Annotated in this window: 21 protein-coding genes; 14 read left to right on the plus strand and 7 right to left on the minus strand. The window is 68.6% G+C overall.

The window, feature by feature from the left end:
- The first annotated feature begins 254 nt into the window (after window positions 1-254).
- Entirely contained in the window at window positions 255-1,163 is a 909-nt protein-coding gene (locus tag VHS75_RS22055; RefSeq protein ID WP_329640783.1) for a TylF/MycF/NovP-related O-methyltransferase, read from the plus strand.
- A 123-nt stretch (window positions 1,164-1,286) separates the two neighbouring features.
- Here the strand turns inward: VHS75_RS22055 and VHS75_RS22060 are convergent, their stop codons facing one another.
- Both VHS75_RS22060 and VHS75_RS22065 read right to left on the minus strand, forming a co-directional pair.
- Window positions 1,287-2,285 carry a M23 family metallopeptidase gene (locus VHS75_RS22060; protein ID WP_329640784.1) on the minus strand — a complete coding sequence of 333 codons (999 nt, stop codon included), beginning with the start codon at window positions 2,283-2,285 and terminating at the stop codon, window positions 1,287-1,289.
- Between the two features lie 55 nt (window positions 2,286-2,340).
- Window positions 2,341-3,081, minus strand: a complete 741-nt coding sequence (locus VHS75_RS22065) for a sulfotransferase family protein (RefSeq protein ID WP_329640785.1) — start codon at window positions 3,079-3,081, stop codon at window positions 2,341-2,343.
- A 116-nt stretch (window positions 3,082-3,197) separates the two neighbouring features.
- Here VHS75_RS22065 and rfbF point away from each other — a divergent pair, with 116 nt between their 5' ends.
- The 7 genes from rfbF (at window position 3,198) to VHS75_RS22100 (ending at window position 9,399) form a co-directional block, all read left to right on the plus strand.
- The gene (rfbF, locus tag VHS75_RS22070; protein ID WP_329640786.1) at window positions 3,198-3,965 is read left to right on the plus strand and encodes a glucose-1-phosphate cytidylyltransferase; all 768 of its coding nucleotides are present in this window, start codon (window positions 3,198-3,200) and stop codon (window positions 3,963-3,965) included.
- Window positions 3,953-5,014: a CDP-glucose 4,6-dehydratase gene (gene rfbG, locus VHS75_RS22075; RefSeq protein ID WP_329640787.1), complete on the plus strand. Its 1,062-nt coding sequence runs from the start codon at window positions 3,953-3,955 to the stop codon at window positions 5,012-5,014. The genes rfbF and rfbG overlap by 13 nt, the downstream gene beginning before the upstream one ends.
- Window positions 5,011-6,264, plus strand: coding sequence for a class I SAM-dependent methyltransferase (locus VHS75_RS22080; protein ID WP_329640788.1), 1,254 nt, complete (start codon window positions 5,011-5,013; stop codon window positions 6,262-6,264). The genes rfbG and VHS75_RS22080 overlap by 4 nt, the downstream gene beginning before the upstream one ends.
- Window positions 6,264-6,806, plus strand: a complete 543-nt coding sequence (gene rfbC, locus VHS75_RS22085; protein ID WP_329640789.1) for a dTDP-4-dehydrorhamnose 3,5-epimerase — start codon at window positions 6,264-6,266, stop codon at window positions 6,804-6,806. Before VHS75_RS22080 ends, rfbC begins: the two co-directional genes overlap by 1 nt.
- Before the next feature lie 63 nt (window positions 6,807-6,869).
- The gene (locus VHS75_RS22090; protein WP_329640790.1) at window positions 6,870-7,934 is read left to right on the plus strand and encodes an FkbM family methyltransferase; all 1,065 of its coding nucleotides are present in this window, start codon (window positions 6,870-6,872) and stop codon (window positions 7,932-7,934) included.
- A gap of 5 nt (window positions 7,935-7,939) precedes the next feature.
- Entirely contained in the window at window positions 7,940-8,749 is an 810-nt protein-coding gene (locus tag VHS75_RS22095) for an SDR family oxidoreductase (RefSeq protein ID WP_329640791.1), read from the plus strand.
- Window positions 8,746-9,399 carry a hypothetical protein gene (locus tag VHS75_RS22100; RefSeq protein WP_329640792.1) on the plus strand — a complete coding sequence of 218 codons (654 nt, stop codon included), beginning with the start codon at window positions 8,746-8,748 and terminating at the stop codon, window positions 9,397-9,399. The genes VHS75_RS22095 and VHS75_RS22100 overlap by 4 nt, the downstream gene beginning before the upstream one ends.
- On the opposite strand, the gene VHS75_RS22105 is transcribed toward VHS75_RS22100, so the two are convergent.
- Complete coding sequence (locus VHS75_RS22105; RefSeq protein WP_329640793.1) at window positions 9,396-11,678, minus strand: tetratricopeptide repeat protein; 2,283 nt, start codon at window positions 11,676-11,678, stop codon at window positions 9,396-9,398. The two genes, VHS75_RS22100 and VHS75_RS22105, sit on opposite strands and share 4 nt — an antisense overlap.
- A 90-nt stretch (window positions 11,679-11,768) precedes the next feature.
- Window positions 11,769-12,038 carry a SemiSWEET transporter gene (locus tag VHS75_RS22110; RefSeq protein WP_329640794.1) on the minus strand — a complete coding sequence of 90 codons (270 nt, stop codon included), beginning with the start codon at window positions 12,036-12,038 and terminating at the stop codon, window positions 11,769-11,771.
- 173 nt (window positions 12,039-12,211) lie between these two features.
- Here VHS75_RS22110 and VHS75_RS22115 point away from each other — a divergent pair, with 173 nt between their 5' ends.
- The 6 genes from VHS75_RS22115 (at window position 12,212) to VHS75_RS22140 (ending at window position 17,952) form a co-directional block, all read left to right on the plus strand.
- Window positions 12,212-13,366, plus strand: a complete 1,155-nt coding sequence (locus VHS75_RS22115) for an ATP-binding protein (protein ID WP_329640795.1) — start codon at window positions 12,212-12,214, stop codon at window positions 13,364-13,366.
- A 50-nt stretch (window positions 13,367-13,416) separates the two neighbouring features.
- A complete protein-coding gene (phoU, locus tag VHS75_RS22120; RefSeq protein WP_329640796.1) occupies window positions 13,417-14,109 on the plus strand; it encodes a phosphate signaling complex protein PhoU in 693 nt (230 codons plus the stop codon).
- An 11-nt stretch (window positions 14,110-14,120) separates the two neighbouring features.
- Window positions 14,121-14,810: a phosphate regulon transcriptional regulator PhoB gene (gene phoB / locus VHS75_RS22125; RefSeq protein WP_329640829.1), complete on the plus strand. Its 690-nt coding sequence runs from the start codon at window positions 14,121-14,123 to the stop codon at window positions 14,808-14,810.
- Window positions 14,811-15,004: 194 nt separating this feature from the next.
- A complete protein-coding gene (locus VHS75_RS22130) occupies window positions 15,005-15,490 on the plus strand; it encodes an SAM-dependent methyltransferase (RefSeq protein WP_329640797.1) in 486 nt (161 codons plus the stop codon).
- Between the two features lie 52 nt (window positions 15,491-15,542).
- Entirely contained in the window at window positions 15,543-16,814 is a 1,272-nt protein-coding gene (gene purD, locus VHS75_RS22135; protein WP_329640798.1) for a phosphoribosylamine--glycine ligase, read from the plus strand.
- Between the two features lie 64 nt (window positions 16,815-16,878).
- Window positions 16,879-17,952: a phosphotransferase family protein gene (locus VHS75_RS22140; protein WP_329640799.1), complete on the plus strand. Its 1,074-nt coding sequence runs from the start codon at window positions 16,879-16,881 to the stop codon at window positions 17,950-17,952.
- On the opposite strand, the gene lpxK is transcribed toward VHS75_RS22140, so the two are convergent.
- The 3 genes from lpxK to VHS75_RS22155 are packed head-to-tail and all read right to left on the minus strand — an operon-like array spanning window position 17,949 to window position 21,297.
- Window positions 17,949-18,968: a tetraacyldisaccharide 4'-kinase gene (lpxK, locus tag VHS75_RS22145; RefSeq protein ID WP_329640800.1), complete on the minus strand. Its 1,020-nt coding sequence runs from the start codon at window positions 18,966-18,968 to the stop codon at window positions 17,949-17,951. The two genes, VHS75_RS22140 and lpxK, sit on opposite strands and share 4 nt — an antisense overlap.
- Entirely contained in the window at window positions 18,965-20,248 is a 1,284-nt protein-coding gene (locus tag VHS75_RS22150; protein WP_329640801.1) for a 3-deoxy-D-manno-octulosonic acid transferase, read from the minus strand. Before VHS75_RS22150 ends, lpxK begins: the two co-directional genes overlap by 4 nt.
- Window positions 20,245-21,297, minus strand: a complete 1,053-nt coding sequence (locus VHS75_RS22155; protein WP_329640802.1) for a cation diffusion facilitator family transporter — start codon at window positions 21,295-21,297, stop codon at window positions 20,245-20,247. The genes VHS75_RS22150 and VHS75_RS22155 overlap by 4 nt, the downstream gene beginning before the upstream one ends.
- Window positions 21,298-21,315: the final 18 nt, after the last annotated feature.

The raw sequence follows: 21,315 nt of genomic DNA on the forward strand, positions 1-21,315 counted from the left end.
ATCCTCGGGTCGGCCTTCGGCCGAGCCCGGGGGCGGCCACCTCCTCCCACAAGGGGAGGAGGCTGCCTCAAGCACCCGGCCTCAATGTCGATCCGTCCTAGAGCTGTGGCCCCGGAAGCCCGGCCAATGCGACGCGGCGCCGAAGCGCGAGGCCGACAGTTGGAGCCAACGCAACCAGATGTGCTACGCAGGCGGCTCGCCGATCACCTAAGGCTAGACCCGGCCGTCACGGCCCACGGCAGGAGTTTGAAATCTTGAGCGATCTGACGATCCAGGCCCCGTCGGTAGAGACCCTGGTGAACATGGCCGATGGCCTGATGTGCGCCGGAGACACCCCCACCGCCGCCAACCTCTACGCGGTCGCCCTGCGGCGCGCCTCCCCAGAGCAGCGAGAGGCCATTCAGATCCGCCATGGTCTGGCGTCGACGACCAGCCGCCGCCGCGTGGCGATGTACGGGGTGCTGCAAGAGCTCGAGCAATTTGGTGAGCATGTCTTCGTCGGGGACGGTTTGGCCACCTGGTACAAGACCATGCCGTTCATGGCCGACGAGCGCTTCCTGGAGCTTGCCGGAAAACATGCCCACCTGCTGCCCATCGCCAACTGGCACTGGAACCTGCAGACGGTGCTATGGGCCGCGCAGCAAGCGCGCACGGTTGAGGGTCAGTTCGTCGAACTCGGCGTCTTCAAGGGCCATACGTCCATCTTCCTGGCCGAATACCTGGAGTTCGCGGGCTGGGACAAGCGTTGGTACCTCTACGACACCTTCGACGGCATCCCCGACGACCAGCTGGATCCCGGCTGGGCGAAGAACAACAAGGTCGTCTACAACCCACAGACCTTCAGCTACGAGGAAGTCCGCGCCCGCTTCGCGCCCTTCCCCAACATTGAGGTCATCAAGGGCCGCGTCCCCGAGATCCTCCTCGACAATTCGCCGGACCGCATCGCCTTCCTGCACATGGACCTGAACAACTCCACCGCCGAGATCGCGGCCCTTGAGGCGCTGTTCGACCGGATATCGCTCGGCGGCGTTATCGTCTTCGACGACTATGGCTGGGCCGCGTCGAAGGCGCAGTATGACGCCGAAAATAGATGGTTCGCCGACCGGGGCCTGCAGATCCTGACGCTGCCCACCGGCCAAGGCCTGTTCATCAAGACCGCCTGAGCGCCCTTAGACCCTGTCCCGGCTGACTTGAATCAAGTCAGCCGGGAAAGAACAGGGTCGTCGTCTATATCTGGAGCCGTTTGCTTGTCCACTTAGGTTGATACAACCTGAGTGGGAAGGGCTCTAGAGGACCATCTGCCACTGCCGGCTCAGCGCGACCGCCGCGCCGCGGCGGACCTGCACCTGCGCCGCGTAGGTTCCGTGCGGCCAGCCTCCGGCCGGCGCGGCCTTGCGTCCGACCTGGGCGAGCCACTGGGCCTTGTCGTGGTCGAGCGGCGGCAGGGCGTCGCGGGCCAGGACCTTCCCGTCGGGCCCGCTGAGCCCGATCTCGATCACATCGCCCGCTTCCAGGCCAATCAGCCGGGCGTAGGCGACGAGGGATGACGTCGCCTTTGGCGTCGCGATCGCGCCCTGTTCGACAGCGTCCATTGACGCGCGCTCGCCGGAAAAGCCTACGTTCAGGGCCTCGCCACGCCGATAGGCCAGAGCCTGGGCGGCGGCCGGCGCCCACAAGCCAGGCTGGGCGGCGCAGGTCGGGGCCGACACGGGCCCCGGCGCGAAGGGGTCGACCACCGCGTCCGCATGGCGGACGCTGAAGTGGAGGTGCGGGAACTCCGTTTGCCCCGAGAGCCCCACATGCGCCAGCCTCTGGCCCGTTGAAACCGTGTCCCCCACCTTCACCGCGACGCTGCCGTTGGCCAGGTGGCAGTAGTCGATGATCCAGCCGCCGCCGAGGGCGATGCCGACGCGATTGCCGCATTCGTGGCCGGCGACCGAGGGCGCGCCCGGCGCGTTGATCGAAACGTCAGCCACCCCGTCCCGCACCGCCACGACCTTGCCCGGCGCGGCGGCCAGGACGTCGACGCCGGCCCGCTGTGCGGCCATGTCGGGGACGCGGATATCGGTGCCGTCGTGCTTGTCATAGGTGCGGTGACCGCAGTGGTAGTCGAACGCCCCGGGGCCGCCGTCCCGGTCCACGTAGTTCTGGACCCCGCAAGTCCGGCCCACGTCGCAGGCGATCGGCAGGGCAAGCTGCGGTCCGTCGGCGCTCGCCGCGCACGCGCCGGCCCAGGGCGCAGCGAGGGTCAGGACGGTGAGGGCGGCGAAGGGCGTCAGGCGCATGGAGGGCCTCCTGTGCGGCGTCACCCTCGCGGCGCGCGGCGACCAAACTGTGGCCTCAACCGAATCGCACGCCCGTCAGGTCCGCCAACCGCGCGGCGTCGCGGGCGTAGACCGCCCGCAGGTGCGCCACGTCGTCGTCCGTCAGCTGGGCGCCATAGTCCATCTCGCGTCCGACGTGGACCTCGCGCGGCGCCGGCGCGGCGGACGGCGCCAGGCCGAGGAAGGCGCGCAGCCGCTCCAGAACCGGCCCCGGATCGGCGCGCAGATCCTCGGCGCGCAGCACCAGAACCTGGTCGCGCGGGAACAGGCCATAAAGCCGCGCCATCTGCTCGCCGTAGAAGCCGCGCTCCACATAGGAAAACTCGCGGTGGACGCCCCAGGGCTCAGCCGCGAACAGGCGCTGGCGGCCCTGGCGGATGCACCAGGCGAAGGGCTGGGTCTCGGCGCCGCGGGCGAACTCCATCTTCCAATGCGACCAGGCCCGCGCCACCGGATCGCGCAGCATGACCACCAGCTTCATCGCCGGATTGTAGGCGGCGATGCGTTCGAGGCTTTGCGGCCAATAGAGATAGATCGGCGTCGCCTCGCCGCGCAGCCGCCCGTCGAAGGGCGGGAAATGGGCGTGATAGGCGGCGACATCGGGGGCGGCCCAATCCATGACGTCATTGTCGAAGAAATGCAGTTCCTTCTCATCCGACATCGCCAGCCCCGGCGCCTCGGCCAGGTAGTCGAACAGGGCCGTCGTGCCGCCCTTTTGGACGCCGGCCACGATGAAGGCGACGCGATCCCCTGCCATGGTCCTCACATCCCCCGGCGCGACCGGCGCCGCAAGGCCTTCCAATCGGCTTATTGCGACTTCATAGCCCACGGCCTAGGCGATAAGACAGGCGCGGGGCGAGAGGCTTTTTGACGATGAAGACGGTGATCCTGGCGGGCGGCCTCGGCACGCGCATCTCGGAAGAGAGCCATCTGAAGCCCAAGCCGATGATCGAGATCGGCGGGCGGCCGATCCTGTGGCACATCATGAAGCTGTACTCGCACTACGGCTTCAACGACTTCATCGTCTGCCTTGGCTACAAGGGCTACGTGGTGAAGGAGTATTTTTCCAACTACGTGCTGCACAACGCCGACCTCACTGTGGACCTCGCCAGCGGGACCACCGAGTACCACGCCACCAAGCACGAGCCCTGGCGGGTCACCCTCGTCGACACCGGAGAGGGCACAATGACCGGCGGGCGCGTGAAGCGGGTGGCCCAGTACCTCGACAAGGACGAGCCGTTCTTCCTCACCTACGGCGACGGCGTTGCCGACGTCGACCTGCGCGCCCTGGCCGACTTCCACAAGGCGCATGGCCGCGAGGCGACTGTCACCGCCGTCTCGCCGCCCGGCCGCTACGGGGCGCTGGAGATCGTCGACGAGAAGGTCCAGCGGTTCATCGAAAAGCCACCCGGCGACAACGGCCTGATCAATGGCGGCTTCTTCGTGCTGCAGCCCAAGGTCCTGGACCGCATCGCCGGCGACGAGACCAGCTTCGAGGTCGAGCCGTTGGAGACCCTGGCCCACGACCAGCAGCTGATGGCCTATCGCCACGACGGGTTCTGGGCGGCCATGGACACCCTGCGCGACAAGAATCATCTGGAGACGCTATGGGCTTCCGGCGAGGCGCCGTGGCGGCGCTAGACCCCGAATTCTGGCGCGGCAAACGGGTCCTCCTGACCGGCCACACCGGCTTCAAGGGCTCGTGGGCGGCGATCTGGCTGGCGGAACTGGGCGCAGCCGTCACCGGCCTGGCGCTGGCGCCGGATCAGGAGCCCAGCCTGTTCGAGCTGGCCGGCGTTGAGGCCTGCACGACCTCGCTGATCGTCGACCTGCGTGACGCGGCGGCGGTCGAGGCGGTGCTGGCCGGCCGCAGCTTCGATCTGGCGCTGCATATGGCGGCCCAGCCGATCGTGCGCGCGGCCATTGCCGATCCGGTGGCCACCTTCGCCAGCAACGTCATGGGCACGGTCCATTTGTTGCAGATGCTCCGTACACAGACGAGTCTGCGTGCCGTGCTCGCGATCACCTCGGACAAGGTCTACGCCAACGCCGAGACCGGCCGCGCCTTCGCCGAGGGCGACGCCCTGGGCGGCAAGGATCCCTATTCGGCCTCCAAGGCGGCGACGGAGATCGCCGTGCAGAGCTTCGCCAGAAGCTATTTCGAACCGGCCGGCGTGCCCCTCGCCACAGCGCGCGGCGGCAATGTGATCGGCGGCGGCGACTTCTCGCGCGACCGAATCGTGGCCGACATCGTGCGCGCCGCGCGCGCCCAGCAGCCGGTCGTCCTGCGCCATCCTGACGCGACGCGGCCCTGGCAACATGTGCTGGACTGCGTGGCGGGCTACCTCGTTTATCTGCAGGCCTTGGCTACCGAACCCTCGACGCCGCGGGCGATGAACTTCGGCCCCCGGCCCGGCGGCCGCGAGGTGACGGTGGGCGAGCTCGCGACCCTGGGCGTCGAGGCGCTGGGGGCTCAGCCCTGGCGGCACGAACGCGACCCCACGTCCCTGGAAGCCCGGTCGCTGGCGATCGACGCCAGCCTGGCGCGGCGGGTGCTGGGCTTCGAAAGCCGGCTCGACGCGCCCGCCGCCGTGGCGCTGACTATGGACTGGTATCGCCGCCAGGCCAACGGCGAGGATGCGGCTCTCTTGTGCCGGGACCAGATCCGCATCTACGAAGGCGCCGCATGACCGTTCCCCTCTGTCGCTTCTGCCAGACGCCGCTCACCCACACCTTCCTGGACCTGGGCGACCAGCCCCTGGCCAACAGCTACCTCACCGCCGAACAGCTGGCGGCGGGGACGGAGCGCGCCTACCCGCTGCACGTGCGGGTCTGCCACAAGTGCTTCCTGGTGCAGGCCGACGACGCGGTGCCGGCCGACGCCATCTTCGACGACGGCTACGCCTACTTCTCCTCCTATTCGACGAGCTGGGTGGCGCACGCCAAGCGCTACGCCGAGACCATGACCGAGCGGTTTGGCCTGGGCCCGGAGTCATTGGTCGTCGAGGTGGCCAGCAACGACGGCTATCTGCTGCAGCACTTCGTCGAAATGGACATCCCCGTGCTGGGCGTCGAGCCCACGGCCAACACCGCCGAGGCCGCCATCGCCCGCGGTGTGCGCACCGAGGTGATGTTCTTCGGCGAGCTGACCGGGGCGCTCCTGGCGGCCAAACTCTTGTCGGAAAGGGGCGACCGGGCGGACCTGATGGCCGCCAACAACGTCCTGGCCCATGTGCCCGACATCGGCGACTTCGTGGCCGGCTTCCGGGAAGTCCTTAAGGACGAGGGCGTGCTGACCTTCGAGTTCCCGCACCTTTTGAATCTGATCGAGAAGGTGCAGTTCGACACCATCTATCACGAGCACTTCTCCTACCTGTCGCTGCTGGTCGTGGAGCAAGTGCTGCGGGCCAATGGCCTCAGACCGTTCGATGTCGAACGATTGGCGACCCACGGCGGGTCGCTGCGGCTGTTCTGCTGCCACATGGGCTCCGGCCACGAGGAGACCGACGCCCTCGTCGCCCTGCGCGAGGAGGAACACGCCGTCGGTCTCGACCACATCGACAGCTACGCCGGCTTCGCGCCGCGGGTGGAGGCGGTGCGCGACAGCTTCCGCGCCTTCGTCGCCGCCGAGAAGACGGCGGGGCGGCGGATCGCCGCCTATGGCGCGGCGGCCAAGGGCAACACCTTCCTCAACTACTGCGGTACGACATCGAACGATATCGAGGTGGTGTTCGACGCCAGTCCCGCCAAGCAGGGCCGCTACCTGCCCGGCAGCCACCTGCCGATCCTGGCCCCGGCTGAAGTCAGCGCGGTTCGGCCCGATGATCTGGTGATCCTGCCTTGGAACCTGAAGGACGAGATCATGGGTCAGATGGCGCGGATCCGGGACTGGGGCGGCCGGTTCGTGACCGCGTCGCCGGAGACGCGGGTCCTGCCCTGATGCGCTTTTCGTCGACCCCGATCGCCGGCGTGATGGTGGTGGACGTCGAGCCGCACGAGGACGAGCGCGGCGCGTTCGCGCGTCTTCAGTGTCCTGACGAATTCGCAGAGGCCGGCCACCCCTTCGCGCCGGTCCAGACCAGCCTGTCGCGGAACCCTCGCGCCGGCGCCCTGCGCGGCCTGCACTATCAACCCGCGCCCCACGGCGAGACCAAGCTGGTGCGGGCTGTCCGCGGACGGATATTCGACGTGGCGTTGGACCTTCGCGCCGACAGTCCGACCTACCTCCGCTGGACCGCCGAGGAGCTGTCGGCCGACAACGCCCGGGCCCTGTTCATCCCCGAGGGCGTCGCGCACGGCTTCCTGACGCTCGAACCCGACACCGACGTGCTCTATCAGATCAGCCCCGCCTTCCAGCCCGGCCACGAGGCCGGCGTGCGCTGGAACGACCCGGCCTTCGCCATCGCCTGGCCCGCCGCGCCCACGCTTATCGCGTCGCGCGACGCAGGCTATCCCGACCACCCGAGGTCCTCCGATCACTGAGGCTGAGATTGCCTGAGCGATCTGCTAGATGTGCCGCGCTTTCAAGGAATAGGTTCTCAATTCATGTCTCAGGAAAAGGCGCTGATCGCGCTGGAACGCATCGCCGGCGACGAGGCCTGGCGCGCGGCCTTCATCCGCGAGCTCATCGCCTTTGAGGGCGCCATCGACGCGCCCGGCGTCGACGTCCGCGAGGAGATCACCGGCCCGCTGGTGGACGCTCTGTTCGATGACGACCAGGTGATCCGCAAGACGCTCTCGACCGGCGTCACCTTCGAGTTCCTCTATCGTTCGAAGATCGCGCGCGACTTCGTGATGTCCACGCCCGAGGCGCCCGACCACGCCTGGGAGCCGCAGACCAGCCGCATCCTGGTGAACCTCGCCAAGCGCGCCAAGCAGGTGGTGGTCGGCGGCGCCTATTTCGGCGACCACGCCGTGCTGATCGCCCGCGAGATCGCGCCGCGCGGCGGCGTGGTGCACGCCTTCGAGCCCAACAATCAGCAGCGCGCCATGCTGGCCCGTAACGCCGAGCTGAACGGCCTGACGAACATCCGCCCGCGGCCCGAAGGCCTGTGGTCCGATAGCAGCACCAACCTGAAGCTAGTCGGCTACGACAGCTTCGCCAGTGTCGAGGTGGCCGAAGCCGACGCCGAGGACGGCTTCAAGACGGTGACCATCGCCGACTATCTGAAGGCCGCCGGCGTCGACCAGCTCGACCTGATCGTGGTCGACATCGAGGGCGCGGAATTGGGCGCCCTGAAAGGCGCCGAGCCCTTCCTGGCGATGCCGGCCGGGCAGGCGCCGGACATCCTCTTCGAGGTGCACCGTCACTACGTCGACTGGTCGGACGGCCTCGAAGCGACGGAGATCGCCCGCCTGCTCACCGGCCACGGCTATCACCTCTTTGCGCTGCGCGATTTCAACTCGAACTATGATCTCTCGGGCAAACCGATCGAGCTGATCCCGGCCGACGCCATCTACCTCGAAGGCCCGCCGCACGGCTTCAACATGGTCGCTGTTAAGGACCCGAAGGTCTTCGAGACCGCCGAGTACAGGATCGTCCGCGACGTCTCGCCGAAGTACCTGCGCCACAAGGATCCGAAGCTGCATCACCCGGCCGGAGGCCTCTAGACGACGTGACCGGCCTCGCCACCATCCTGGGCGCGACCGGCTTCGTCGGCCGCCGCCTGCAGGCCAGGCTCACGGCCGAGGGCTGGGACGTCTATGCCCCCGCCAAGGGCGACAAGTCGCTATTCGGCCGCGACATGGGGGTGGTGTTCTACTGCGCGGGCCTGACCGCCGACTACGACCGCCGGCCCTTCGATACGGTGGAGGCTCACGCCACTCTGGTCAGCGAGCTGATCCAGGCCGGCCGCTTCGAGCAGTTGATCTACCTGTCCTCCACCCGGCTCTATGACGGCCAGGCGGCGGCCGAGCTCGACGAGACCTCGCCGTTGCTGTTCGACGTCGCCGACCCGCGCCGGGTCTATGACCTCTCCAAGGCGCTGGGCGAAAACCTGACGCTCACCCGCACCGAGGGCCGCGGCGCGGTGGCCCGCCTGGCCAATGTCTACGACTGGGAGCCGGAGGCGCCGGGCTTTCTGTCGGAATGGCTGATCGAGGCCGCGCGGACCCGCGACCTGCGCCTGGACTCCAGCCCGCACGTCGCGCGCGATTACATCCACCTGGACGATGTGATCGCCGCCCTGATCGCCATGTCGGAAAAGCCGGCCCAGGGCATCGTCAACGTCGCCAGCGGCGACCTCACCGCCAATGGCGAGATCGCCAACATCTTCCTGCAGGCCGGATGGCATGTGGATTTCTCGCGCGACATCTCGCCGGCGCCGCCGCCTCGGTCCGACAATGCCCGGCTGCTGGCGCTTGGCGTGACGCCCGCGCCGGTCAAGGATGTGGTGCGCCGCTACCTGGAAGGGCTGAAGGCTTGAAGCTTCGGGGCCATACCCGCGAGACCCTGCTCGCCTACGTCACCGCCCAGTGCGCCCATGTGGTCCCGGACGGGCGCGAGGCGGTGTTCCGCACGGTCGCCGACGCCCACTTCGACCAAGCGCTGGAGCGGATGCACCGCTGTATCAACGCCTGCGCGCCCTGGCGGAAAGACGAGTTCAACGTCCTGCAGTCATCGCAGCACGCGATCTTCCTCTATTTCCTCAGCAACACGATCTGGAAGCGGTCCGGCGACACCGAGGCGCCGACGCGGCTGTTCCTGATGAACAAGGCCTTCAACGGCATCGACCTGTTCTACGAGATCGCCATGCCGGAGGTCTTCTACATCGGCCACAGCGTGGGCATCGTGCTGGCCAAGGCGACCTATGGGAATTACCTGGTGCTCTATCAGAACTCGACCGTCGGGCGGCACAAGGACCAGATCCCGGTGATCGGGGACCGCGTGGTGATGTATCCCGGCAGCTCCATCGCCGCCGGCGCCGTGGTCGAGGACGACGTGGTCATCTCCCAGGGCGTGCGGGTGATCGGCAAGCACGTGCCGCGCGGCCAGATGGTGTTCGCCGGCGCCGGCGCCGACCTGGTCCTGCGGCCTCGGCCCGACGACCTGATGGGCGAATACTTCCGGCTTTAGGCGGGCGCGAGCACGGTCTTGGCGATCAGGTCGTAGAAGTCCTGGGCGAACTGGCCGGTCTGGCCGAGTGGGCCCGAGCGCACCATCTCGCGCAGGTTGTGGCGCAGCTCCAGGCGCCGCGCCCGGTCGCCGGCCAAGACCACGGCCTTTCGGACGAACCCGTCGATGCTATCGCTCGCCAGGTCCGCAAGCCCGCTGTTGGCCAGGATCGAATAGCTCAGCCGCTCATAGAATGCCTCGCCGATCAGGCTGATCACGGGCACGCCCATCCACAAGGACTCGGTCGTCGTCGTACCGCCGGTCAGGGGGAAGGTGTCGAGGCTGATGTCGATCTCGTTGTAGAACGGCATGTGAGCGCCGCGCACGGTGCTGAAGACGATACGGTCGCCGGCGACGCCGCCCCGCTCAAATTCGGCGAGCACATTGCGGCGGAAGCTGGCGGTCCCACCTTCTGGACGCACGAACATGAACCGCGAGCCGGGTGTCTCGCGCAACACGCGGGCCCAGACCTCGAACATCTCGCGATTGTACTTATGCGGATTGTTGGCGGTGCCGTAGGTGATCAACCCGCTGCGGTCCTGGGGCACGCCGGGCTTGATCTCATGGGCGTCGGTGAACACCGCGCGCCCGAGCGCGATCCAGGTGTGCGGCATGATCAGCGGCGTTTCGAGCAACAGGTCGCGCTTGGGCGGGGTATTGTAGGGATCGGTGACCAGGTAGTCGATCGTCGAGAGGCCCGCCGAGTGCGGATAGCCCAGCCAGCTCGCCTGCCTGGGCGCGGCGCGATAGGCCATCAGATCCAGGCGGTTCATGTGCGTGGTGCCGCCCAGCTCGATCAGGATGTCGAGCTGATCGTCAGCGATCATCTGCGCCGCGTTGGGGCTGCTGATCTCAGGGTTCCAACGGTAGGCCGTCGACTTGGATGCGAAGTACTGCTGCATCCTGTCAGCCTGCGCGCCCTGATAGAACGAATAGACATAGAGCTCAAACCGCGGATCGACGTTGTCGAACAGCGGCTGGGCGAAATAGCCCACCGGATGCGCGCGAAGGTCAGAGGACATGAGGCCCAGGCGGATCTTGCCGTCCGGCGTGCGCGGCGCGGGATGACGCACCGGGTTGCGGGCGGCGTCGGCCTCCGCCTTCCGGCCCCAGATGGCGTGCTGCTCCAGAAGCTCGTAGCGGTCGTCCAGCGTCTTGACGTGCGCCAGATGCTTCAGAAGCGCGGTGTGGCGGTTGGTCGTCGCCCAACCGCGGCCCAGCGATTTGAAGTCGCCGAGCCGCGGGATGTCGTCGAAGGCGCAGACCCGGATCATGATCTCGTTCAGCACCTTGAACTGGCCCGGGCTCGTCGGCTTGAGCGCCAGAGCGCGTTCCACCAGCTGATAGGCCGCCTCGATGTGGCCGCCCTCGTCCCCGCTCCGGGTGCGCTCCAGGCTTTCGATGAAGCTGACCAGGTAGTCGAGGTTGTCGGGGGCCAGTTCCGTAGCCCGTCTGAGGTGCACGTTCGCCCGGTCGCGGTCGTAATCGCCGATCGTCGCGCCGAGCTGGAAATGCACCCAGGCGGTGTCGGGCATCCGCTCCACGAGCTCGCTCAGGTAGGCGTCGACGCGGCGGTTCTCCTGGGCGCGGCGCATCAGGATGATCCGCACCTCGTGCAGTTTCTGGCTGTCCGGATTGGCCGCCAGGGCCTTCTCCAGCAGACTCTGGGCCTCTGCCGGATCCTGCTCCTCGTTGGCGATGGCGATGATGTCCATCCAAGCTTCAACCAAGGTCTTCTGCAGGGCGAGCGCTTGCCTGAACCGGCTCTTGGCGGCGGCCAGCTTGCCCTGTTTCTGTAACGAGCGGCCCAGTTGGCGGAGCAACTCGGCGTTGCGCGGGTCGCCCCGGACCAGGCGCGTCCACACCGGCTCGGCGCGCACGCCGTCGTCGAGGTCCAGCAGCACGTTGCCGCGGTTCGACAGGACTGCGGTGTTGTTGGGAGCCAACTTGGCCGCCACATCGAGCCTCGCCAGCGCTTCAGGATAGCGCTTGAGCTTGCGCAGCATGACGCCGGTCAGGTTGAGCAGGTCCAGGTCGCGGGGATAGCGCTCCAGGCCGGCCGCGCCCCACTCGGCGCCTTCCGCGAACCGCGCGCGCTTGTAGAGCTGGGTCAGCAGCACACGGTGGATGTGGACCGGCTGGCCGGGGTCTTCCCGGATGACGGGGATCATCAGATCGATCGCCTCGTCGAGCCGGCCCGCCTTCAGCGCCGCATCCGCTGCGACCAAACGTTCGTCCATGCGTCCACTCAAAAAGCCCGCGCCCCCGCGTGTCGCGCAGCCTTAAGGCCGCTGGTGCGATGTGGCTAGAGCACGCGCCGGCGCAAGGGGTCAGCGCTTGCGGCTGAAACGCCATTTCAGCGCTAGCACCGCCGCCGACATTCCCAGACAGACAAGGTTCGAAACGGTCACCGGCCAGCTGGCGACGAGCACGCCATAGGCGCTCCAGAGGCAGAACCCCGCGACGGTGACCAGGTACATGGTCAGCGAGACTTCCGCGGCGTCGCGGTCGCGCCAGATCTTGGCGATCTGCGGCGCGAAGCTGCTCATCGAACAGAGTGCGGCGACGGTTCCGACGGCGTCGGCGAGGAGGTTGGACACGTGATGGCCCCGGCTGAGCGGGTTGAACGGGCGTGGCCAAGCTCAAGTTCCCACCGTCATCTGCAGCTGATCGGCCGGACTGTCACGGCCCCGTCACACGACTGGCGATGCTAGACTGACGTCCGAAGAACGGAGATTCGCCGCTGTCCCTGCTCGATCCCATCTCGCCGTCGATGCCGGCGTCGCAGCTTTATGCGACGCTGATCGACGCCTTGCCGGATCCGATCCTGGTGGTGGCCGGCTTCGATCGCGATGAGCTGACCGGCCGGCGCTACATCCTGGCCAACGCCGCCGCCCGCGAGCTGCTGCGCATCACCGCCGAGGAGGGGATGCTGCTCTCCGCGGTGCGCGATCCGGAGGTGCTGGGCGCGGTGGACAAGGCCCTGTTCGACGAGGATGACGCAGAAGGGGTCTACGAGACCACCGGCGCCCAGACACGCAGCCTGCGGGTCCGCGCGCGCTGGCTGGGCTTCGGCGGCGACGGCGCGCGTCTGGCGCTGCTCACCTTCCACGACGAGACCGAGGTGCGGCGCGTGGAGCGCACCCGCGTCGACTTCCTGGCCAACGCCAGCCACGAGCTGCGCACGCCGCTGGCCTCGCTCTCGGGCTTCATCGAGACCCTGCGCGGCCACGCCAAGGATGACGCCGTGGCGAGGGAGAAATTCCTCGGCATCATGCAGACGCAGGCCGACCGCATGGCCCGCCTGATCTCCGACCTGACCTCGCTAAGCCGCATCGAGCTGGACGAGCATGTCCCCCCGCGCGGCGTGGTCGACCTGGGCGTGCTGGTCGGCGAGGTGGTCGAGGCGGCCGGGCCGCTTGGCGCCCAGCGGCGGGTCAAGCTGGACTGGCGTCCCTACCTGGGCCCGTCAGCCCTGGTCCGCGGCGAACGCGACCAGATCGTCCAGGTGGTCCAGAACCTGCTCGACAACGCGATCAAATATTCGCCCGACGGGGCGGCCGTGCGCATCGAGATGCAGAGCGGGCTGAGCGATCTGGCGGCCGCCGCCAGCCAGGAGGGCGTGCCGCGTCTTTCGCTGGTGGCGCCCGATCCGTCGGGGGAAACCTACGCCACCCTTCGGGTCACGGACCTCGGCCCCGGCATCGCGCGCCAGAACCTGCCCAGGCTGTCGGAACGCTTCTATCGGGTGGACGGCCAGAAGACCGGCGCGCGCTCCGGCACCGGCCTGGGCTTGGCGATCGTCAAGCACATCATGAACCGCCATCGCGGCGGCCTGGTGGTGGCCAGCGCCGAGGGAGAAGGCTCGACCTTCTCCGCCTATTTCCCCATGGTGATCGCCCCGGAAGGCGTCGTCAAAGCGTCATGAGACTGTAGCATAGGGACCGCATGGGGCGGTTGCCCCGAAGGGCGAGGCGTATGAGCGAGCACATCGTCAGATCTTACGAGGATGAGCTGAACAGCCTCGCGGCCGAGTGCGTACGGATGGGCGGTCTGACCGAAGCCCAGGTGGCCGACGCCGTCAGCGGCGTGGTCAAGCGCAACCAGGAACTGGCAGCCTCGGTTGTGGTGCGCGACGACAAGCTGGACGAGGCCGAGCGCGACATCGAGCGCAAGACCATCCGCCTGATCGCCTTGCGCCAGCCGGTGGCCGACGATCTGCGCCGCGCGGTGGCCGCCATGAAAGTGGCCAACAACCTCGAGCGCTGCGGCGACCTGGCCAAGAACATCGCCAAACGCACCCTGGTGATCATCGAAAGCGATCCCTTGACCCCGCTCACCCGCTCCATCGAGCGAATGGGCAAGCTGGTGCTGGGCCGGCTCTCCAGCGTCATCGACGCCTATTCCCGTTCGGACCTGGAGCGCGCGCTCGCCGTCTGGAGCCAGGACGACGAGGTCGACGAGCACTACAATTCGCTGTTCCGCGAGTTGCTCACCTACATGATGGGCGATCCGCGCACGATCACCGCATGTGCGCACATGCTGTTCGTGGCCAAGAACCTCGAACGGATCGGCGACCACGCCACCAACATCGCCGAGATCGTGCACTATGAGATCACCGGCGCCGAGATGGTCGGTGGCCGGCCCAAAACCGACGCCCTGCAGGCCTGACCCAGATGCAAATGACGCCTCACGTCCTGGTGGTCGAGGACGAGGACTCGCTCGCGACCCTGCTGCAGTACAACCTGCAAAAGGAAGGCTATGAGGTGGCTCTCGCCGGTGATGGCGAGGAAGCCATGCTGCTGGTCGACGAGCGCCTGCCCGATCTCGTCGTGCTGGACTGGATGCTGCCCAAGGTCTCGGGCATCGAGGTCTGCCGCCGACTTCGCCAGCGCAACGAGACCCGCAACGTGCCGATCATCATGCTGACCGCGCGCGGCGAGGAGACGGATCGCGTCCGCGGCCTCGACACCGGCGCCGACGACTATGTGGTCAAGCCCTTCTCGATGACCGAGCTGACGGCTCGCATCCGCGCGGTGCTGCGCCGCATCCGCCCCGGCCTGGCCGAGGACCGGGTCCGCCGCGGCGACCTGCTGATCGACCGCGTGGCCCACCGGGTGAAGCGCGCGGGCCAGGAGATCCACCTCGGCCCCACCGAGTTCCGCCTGCTCGACTACCTGATGCAGCATCCGGGCCGCGTGTTCTCCCGCGAACAGCTGCTGGACGCCGTCTGGGGCTCCGACGTCTACGTCGAGGCCCGCACCGTCGACGTGCACATCGGCCGCCTGAGGAAGGCGCTCGGCGTCTCGGAAACCGACGACCCGATCCGCACGGTCCGCTCGGCGGGTTACTCCCTCGACCTCGAGGGCTGAGCCGCGCTCGGGGTCCGCTGCAGGCGCATCGTCGACGTCGAAGACTCAGCTAACCTTGGTGCGTGGAGACAGCTCGACCGATCGGAACCAGAGGGTACGGCGAGGCGGCTCCTCGGCTTCTGTCGACGCGCCTTCGCTTCGAGGAGGTGCATCGGCACATTCTCCACCTCTTCCCAGTCCAGCCATCCCGGATCTTGGATGTCGGCTCCGGTCCCGGTCACGACGCGGCCAGGCTGGCGGCCGACGGACATGCGGTGACAGCCGTCGAACCGACGCCCGAGCTTCGCGAAGGGGCTCGGGATTTATATGGCGACCTTCCGATCGTGTGGATCGATGACAGCCTTCCCTTCTTGGAGCACCTCACGTCCGCCGGAACGTGTCCCTTCGCCTTCATCCTCATTGAAGGCGTGTGGGCCCATCTGACGGCGGCGGAACGCAAGCACGCGTTCCCAATCCTGGCGGGATTGCTTTCGAGGCGCGGCGTGATCGCGATCTCGTTGCGACATGGTCCGGCCGCGCGTGGGCGCGTCGTCTTCCCCGTCACGGCCGCGGAAACCGCCGGTCTCGCTGCGGCCGCCGGCCTGGATACCCTGGTGAACGTCGAAACGGGCTCGATCCAGGTGGCCAATATCGCCGGCGGCGTGACCTGGACGCGCATGGCCTTTGGCGCGTCGCCCTGATCCAGGGCCCTGACGTCTTGACCGCCTCCGCCTGACGGGTGAAAGCCCGCCCATGAACATCCTCCTCGTGGGCTCCGGCGGGCGCGAGCATGCGCTGGCCTGGAAGATCAAGCAATCGCCGCTGCTGACGCGCCTGGTCTGCGCGCCGGGCAATCCCGGCATGGCCGCGCTGGCCGAAACCCGGGACATCAAGACCACCGAGGTCGCGCGTCTGGTGGCGCTGGCCCGGGAGATCGCCGCCGACCTGGTGGTGATCGGGCCGGAGGTGGCCATCGAGGCAGGCCTGGCCGACGCGTTGGCCGAAGCTGGCATCCCCTGTTTCGGCCCGACCGCGGCGGCCGGGCGGCTGGAGTCCTCCAAAGCCTTCACCAAGGCCTTCTGCGACCGCCACCATCTGCCGACCTCGGGCTACCGGATCTGTGACGACGCACCGGCCGCCAAGGCCGCCCTGGCGCATTTCGGGCCGCCCTATGTGATCAAGGCCGACGGCCTGGCGGCCGGCAAAGGCGTGGTGATCGCCCCGGACCGCGCCGGCGCGGAAGCCGCGATCGACGACGCCTTCGGGGGCGGGTTCGGCGCGGCGGGCGCGCGGGTGGTGATCGAGGAATTCCTCGACGGCGAGATCGGCTCGCTGTTCGCGCTCTGCGACGGCAAGCATTCGATGCTGTTCGGCTGGGCGCAGGACCACAAGCGCGCCTTCGACGGCGACGAGGGGCCGAACACGGGCGGCATGGGGACCTATTCGCCGGCCCCGGTCTTCACCCTCGACCTGGTGGACCAGATCGACCACCGCCTCGTGCGCCCCGCGTTCAAGGGCATCGCCGCCGACGGCGCGCCTTACCGCGGGGTGCTGTTCGTGGAGCTGATGGCCACGCGCCACGGGCCCAAGCTGATCGAGTTCAACGCCCGCTTCGGCGACCCCGAATGCCAGGTGCTGATGCTGCGCCTGGAGAGCGACCTCGTGCCCTACCTGATGGCCTGCGCCACCGGTCGCCTGCACGAGATGCCGCAGCCGGTCTGGCGCGACGACGACGCGGTCTGCGTGGTGCTGGCCACCGAAGGATATCCGGGGCCGGCCAAGGCCGGCAGCGTGATCGGCGGCCTGGACCAGGACTTCGGCGAGGGCGTGGTGGTCTTCCATGCCGGAACGTCCGCCGGGCCGAACGGGACCGTTCTGGCGGGCGCCGGCCGCGCGCTCAACGTCTGCGCCATCGGCGACGACCTCGCCGAAGCCCGGGAGCGGGCTTATGGCGCGGTGGCCCGTATCGACTGGCCGCAAGGCTTCCACCGCACCGACATCGGCTGGCGGGCGCTCGTGCGCTGAGCGCCTTGCTCCCAGGACGCCCGCCCCGATAAAGTGGGTTCAAACAACTGTACGAGGGATCGCCATGGTCGACGCCGCCGAGCAGGAGCGCGAACAGCTCAACACCGGCACCAAGGCCGTGGCGGAGTCGCACAAGTTCGATGAAACCGCCCTGGCGCGCTGGATGACCGCCAATGTCGCGGGCTATGCCGGGCCGCTGGAGGTGCGCCAGTTCAAGGGCGGCCAGTCGAACCCGACCTATCAGCTGATCACGCCGGGCAAGAAATACGTCCTGCGCCGCAAGCCGCCGGGCAGGCTGCTGCCGTCCGCCCACGCGGTGGACCGCGAGTACAAGGTGATCACCGCGCTGGGCACGACCGGCTTCCCGGTGGCCAAGACCTATGGCCTGTGCGTCGACGACGAGGTGATCGGCACCTGGTTCTACATCATGGACATGGTCGAGGGCCGCATCCTCTGGGACCAGACCCTGCCGCAATATTCCCCGGCCGAGCGGCGCCCGATCTTCATGGACAAGATCAAGGTGCTCGCCGACCTGCACAACACCGACTACGAGGCCATCGGCCTTTCCGACTACGGCCGGCCCGGCAACTACATGGGCCGTCAGGTCGAGCGCTGGACGAAGCAGTACAAGGCGTCTGAGACCCAGCACATCCCGGAGATCGAGCGGCTGATCGACTGGCTGCCGAAGACCCTGCCGGCACAGGAGCGGACCTCGATCGTCCACGGCGACTACCGGCTGGACAACATGATCTTCCACCCGACCGAGCCCAGGGTGACCGCGGTGCTCGACTGGGAGCTGTCGACGCTCGGCGAGCCGCTGGCGGACTTCACCTACCTCCTGATGAACTGGGTGAACGGCACGATCTCGACTATCCCGGACCTGAAGGCCCACGGCCTGCCGACGATCGACGAAACCGTCGAGTACTACTGCAGCCTGACCGGCCGCACCGGCCTGCACGATCTGAACTGGTTCTTCAGCTACAACGCCTTCCGCCTGGCGGGTATCCTGCAGGGCATCGTCGGCCGGGTGCGCGACGGCACCGCCAACAGCCCGCACGCCGCCCAGCAGGCCGACCGCGTGGTGTCGCTCGCCCAGGCCAGCTGGAAGTTCGCGGAGAAGGCCGGCGCGGTCGCCTAGAGGCCCGCGCGGTCCAGCAGGGCGTCGAGCGGCGCCGGATCGTCGAACACCGCCTTCACCGGCCAGACGACGACCCGCGCGCGCCACGCCGGCGGCAGGCGCACCCAGTCCTTCTCGGTGGTCACCAGGCCGGCGTTGAACACCGCCGCGCGGTCGGCCAGCGCCTTCAGCGTCGCCTCGGCATAGGTCGCGTGGTCGGGGAACGGCGCGAAGTCGGCCAGCTCGCAGCCGGCAGCCTTCAGGGAGGCGGCCACCTTCCACGGCTTGCCGATGCCTGCGAAACCGAGCTGCGGTCCGGCGGGCGGCGCGGATGTCGGCTGCAGGTGGCCGGTCAGCAGCGGCGGGCCGCGAAGGAGGGCTGTGAGCTCCGGGTCGGCCTGCGGCAGGTCACCCGGCAGCAGCACCAGCACCGCATCGGCCCGCGCCAGGCCCACGGCCAGCGGCTCGCGCATGGGTCCGGCGGGAAACACGCGGCCATCGCCAAACGGCCAGTCCTCGCCGCGGGTCTCGCCGTCCACCACCACCAGCGACAGGGTCTTCTTCACGGAAGGGTTCTGATGGCCGTCGTCCATGATGATCGCCTGGGCGCCGGCGGTGGCCGCGGCCTTGGCGCCAGCGGCGCGGTCGCGGGCCACCCATACCGGATAGTGAGCCGCCAGCATCAGGGGTTCGTCGCCGACGTCGGCGCTGGAATGGCGGTCAGGATCGACGCGCACCGGGCCTTCCAGTCGCCCGCCGTAGCCCCGCGAGAGCAGGTGGACAGCCAGGCCTCGCGCTGTCAGCCGTTCGGCCAGCGCGCTCACCACCGGCGTCTTGCCGACGCCGCCGACCGTGAGGTTGCCGACGCAGATCACCGGGACGCCCGGATCGAAGGGGACCGCCCGCGCGATCCGCCGGGCGGTCACCGCCGCCCAGATCCAGGACACCGGCGTCAGCAGGGCGCGGATCGTCGGCATCCCGCCGCTCCGCTGCGCGTCATGGCGCACATACCACCAGCGGGGCGTGGAGAGCTTCATATGGCCAGCAAGGGTTCGATCAGGGCCATGGCCGCAGTCAACGCAGCGCCTTGGCGGGCCGCGTAGTCGGCGGCGGCCTCGCCGATCCGCCGCGCGATCGCCGGATTGGCCAGCAGGCCCGCGATGTGCCGGGTAAGCGCTGCGCCGTCGGCGGCCTCGATGGCCGCGGCGTCGGCGAACAGCGCCGCATAGATGTCGCGGGCGTTGAAAATCTCGGCCCCGGTGACGATGGCCGCCTCCAGCCGCGCGGCCTCCAGCGGATTGTGCCCGCCGATCCCGGTCACGAAGCTGCCGCCCATCACCACCGCGTCAGCGGTGACGTAGAACGCGCCGAGCTCGCCCAGGGTGTCGACGACATAGGCAGTGGTCTGCGCGCCCAAGGCCTCGCCCGCGCCGCGCCGCGCCACTGTGAAGCTCAGCCCCTGAAGCTCGGCGGCGACATCCGGTCCCCGCTCGGGGTGCCGCGGGGCGACGATCAGTACCGCGGCCGGACCGTCGGCGACTGCGGCGCGGAACGCCTCGGCGATGAGGCGTTCCTCGCCGGGATGGGTGCTGGCGGCCAATACGGCCTTCCTGGCGTCGAGGCCGGCCTTGAGGGCGGCCACGGTCGCCGCGTCCACCGGCGGCGCCTCGCCGACCAGCTTCAGGTTCAGGCGCGGTCCGACGTGGGCGCCCAGACCGGTCAGCCGCGTCTCGGTCTCGCCGTCCTGCGCCAGCACCAGGTCGAACGCTTGCAACAGAGCCCGCGCCGTCCCCGGCGCACGGGCCCAGCCGTCGGCGCTGGCCTGGGTCATCCGCGCCGAGAGCAGGGCCAGGCGCACGCCGCGCGCCGTGGCGGCGACGATCAGGTTGGGCCAGAGCTCACTTTCCACGAACAGCGCCGCCTGCGGCCGCCAGTGGTCCAGGAACCGCCTCGCCGCGCCCGGGGCGTCGATGGGCGCGAACTGGTGGATCACGCCCGCCGGCAGCCGCCGGGCCAGCACCTGGGCCGAGGTCACGGTGCCCGAGGTGACCAGGATGTTCAGGCCGGGCTTCACCGCGCGCAGGGCGGCGATCAGCGGCAACAGCGAGAGGCTCTCGCCCACGCTTACGCCGTGCAGCCAGACCAGCGGTCCCTCAGGCCGTGGCAGGGCTGGGCGGCCCAGGCGCTCGTTGAGGCGGTCGGGAGCCTCCTTGCCGCGGGCCGCGCGCCGGCGAAGCAGGCGCGGCGCCAGCGGCTCCATCAGGCCGGTCGCCGCGGCGTAGAGGGCCAGCGGCAGCGTGCGCGGAGCTCGGCTCACACCACCCCGTGGGGCGCCAGCCGGCAGGCGGTGTCGCTGTCGGTCTCCACCTGCAGGGTGGCGTGGCCGATGTTGAAGCGATGCGCCAGGCCCTCGCAGGCCGAGTGCAGGAAGCTGTCGCCGTCGTCGTTGGCCGGGCGAATGACATGGGCGGTCAAGGCCGTCTCGGTGGTGCTCATAGCCCAGACGTGCAGGTCGTGGATCTCCTCGACGCCGGGAAGCCCCGCCAGCCACTCGCGCACCTCGGCGACGTCGATGCCGCGCGGCGCGCCGTCCAGCGCCAGATTCACCGAGTCGCGCAGCAGGCCCCAGGTGCCCATCACGATGATCACCGCGATGCCCAGGCTGAGCACCGGGTCGATCCACTGCAGGCCGGTCAGAGCGATGATCCCGGCGCCGATCACCACGGCCACCGAGATCGCCGCATCGCTGGCCATGTGCAGAAAGGCGCCGCGGACGTTCAGGTCCTCCTGGCTGCCGCGCATGAAGAGGAGCGCCGTAGTGGTGTTGATCACCACGCCCAGGCCCGCGGTCAGCATGACCGTGCGGGAGTCGATGGTGCTGTGCAGGGTCAGGCGGTGGATCGACTCCGAGACGATTGCCCCGATCGCCAGCAGCAGGAACACCGCATTGCCCAGCGAGGCCAGGATCGTGCCCTTGCGCAGGCCATAGGTCCGGCGGCTGGTCGGCGCACGCTTGGCCAGCACCGTCGCGCCCCAGGCCATCAGCAGCGCCAGCACGTCGGAGAGGTTGTGGCCGGCGTCGGCCAGCAAGGCCATGGACCCGGCCCAGAACCCCGCGCCGACCTCGACCAGTACGAAGAGGGTGTTCAGCGTCACCCCGATGGCGAACACCCGGCCCATGTCGGTTGGGACGTGGTGGTGATGGCCGCCGTGCGAATGGCTGTGCCCGTGACCGTGGCTGTGTCCGCCGCCATGCTTATGGCCATGGTCGTGCTCGTGGCCGTGGTCATGATGCGCGTGGTCCTCACGATCATGAGGCTCATGGTCGTGGTGATCGTGATCGCCGTGGTCGTGGGTGTGCGCCATGGCCCTATGTCTCACCGC

It is taken from the genome of Phenylobacterium sp., assembly GCF_036264965.1.
GTDB lineage: Bacteria > Pseudomonadota > Alphaproteobacteria > Caulobacterales > Caulobacteraceae > Phenylobacterium.

Coding starts and splice junctions, on each gene's coding strand:
- rfbC (WP_329640789.1), top strand. CDS start 6,264: ATGCGCTTTTCGTCGACCCCGATCGCCGGCGTGATGGTGGTGGACGTC.
- lpxK (WP_329640800.1), bottom strand. CDS start 18,968: ATGAAGCTCTCCACGCCCCGCTGGTGGTATGTGCGCCATGACGCGCAG.
- VHS75_RS22065 (WP_329640785.1), bottom strand. CDS start 3,081: ATGGCAGGGGATCGCGTCGCCTTCATCGTGGCCGGCGTCCAAAAGGGC.
- VHS75_RS22155 (WP_329640802.1), bottom strand. CDS start 21,297: ATGGCGCACACCCACGACCACGGCGATCACGATCACCACGACCATGAG.
- VHS75_RS22140 (WP_329640799.1), top strand. CDS start 16,879: ATGGTCGACGCCGCCGAGCAGGAGCGCGAACAGCTCAACACCGGCACC.
- phoU (WP_329640796.1), top strand. CDS start 13,417: ATGAGCGAGCACATCGTCAGATCTTACGAGGATGAGCTGAACAGCCTC.
- VHS75_RS22060 (WP_329640784.1), bottom strand. CDS start 2,285: ATGCGCCTGACGCCCTTCGCCGCCCTCACCGTCCTGACCCTCGCTGCG.
- phoB (WP_329640829.1), top strand. CDS start 14,121: ATGACGCCTCACGTCCTGGTGGTCGAGGACGAGGACTCGCTCGCGACC.
- VHS75_RS22090 (WP_329640790.1), top strand. CDS start 6,870: ATGTCTCAGGAAAAGGCGCTGATCGCGCTGGAACGCATCGCCGGCGAC.
- VHS75_RS22105 (WP_329640793.1), bottom strand. CDS start 11,678: ATGGACGAACGTTTGGTCGCAGCGGATGCGGCGCTGAAGGCGGGCCGG.
- VHS75_RS22080 (WP_329640788.1), top strand. CDS start 5,011: ATGACCGTTCCCCTCTGTCGCTTCTGCCAGACGCCGCTCACCCACACC.
- rfbF (WP_329640786.1), top strand. CDS start 3,198: ATGAAGACGGTGATCCTGGCGGGCGGCCTCGGCACGCGCATCTCGGAA.
- purD (WP_329640798.1), top strand. CDS start 15,543: ATGAACATCCTCCTCGTGGGCTCCGGCGGGCGCGAGCATGCGCTGGCC.
- VHS75_RS22115 (WP_329640795.1), top strand. CDS start 12,212: ATGCCGGCGTCGCAGCTTTATGCGACGCTGATCGACGCCTTGCCGGAT.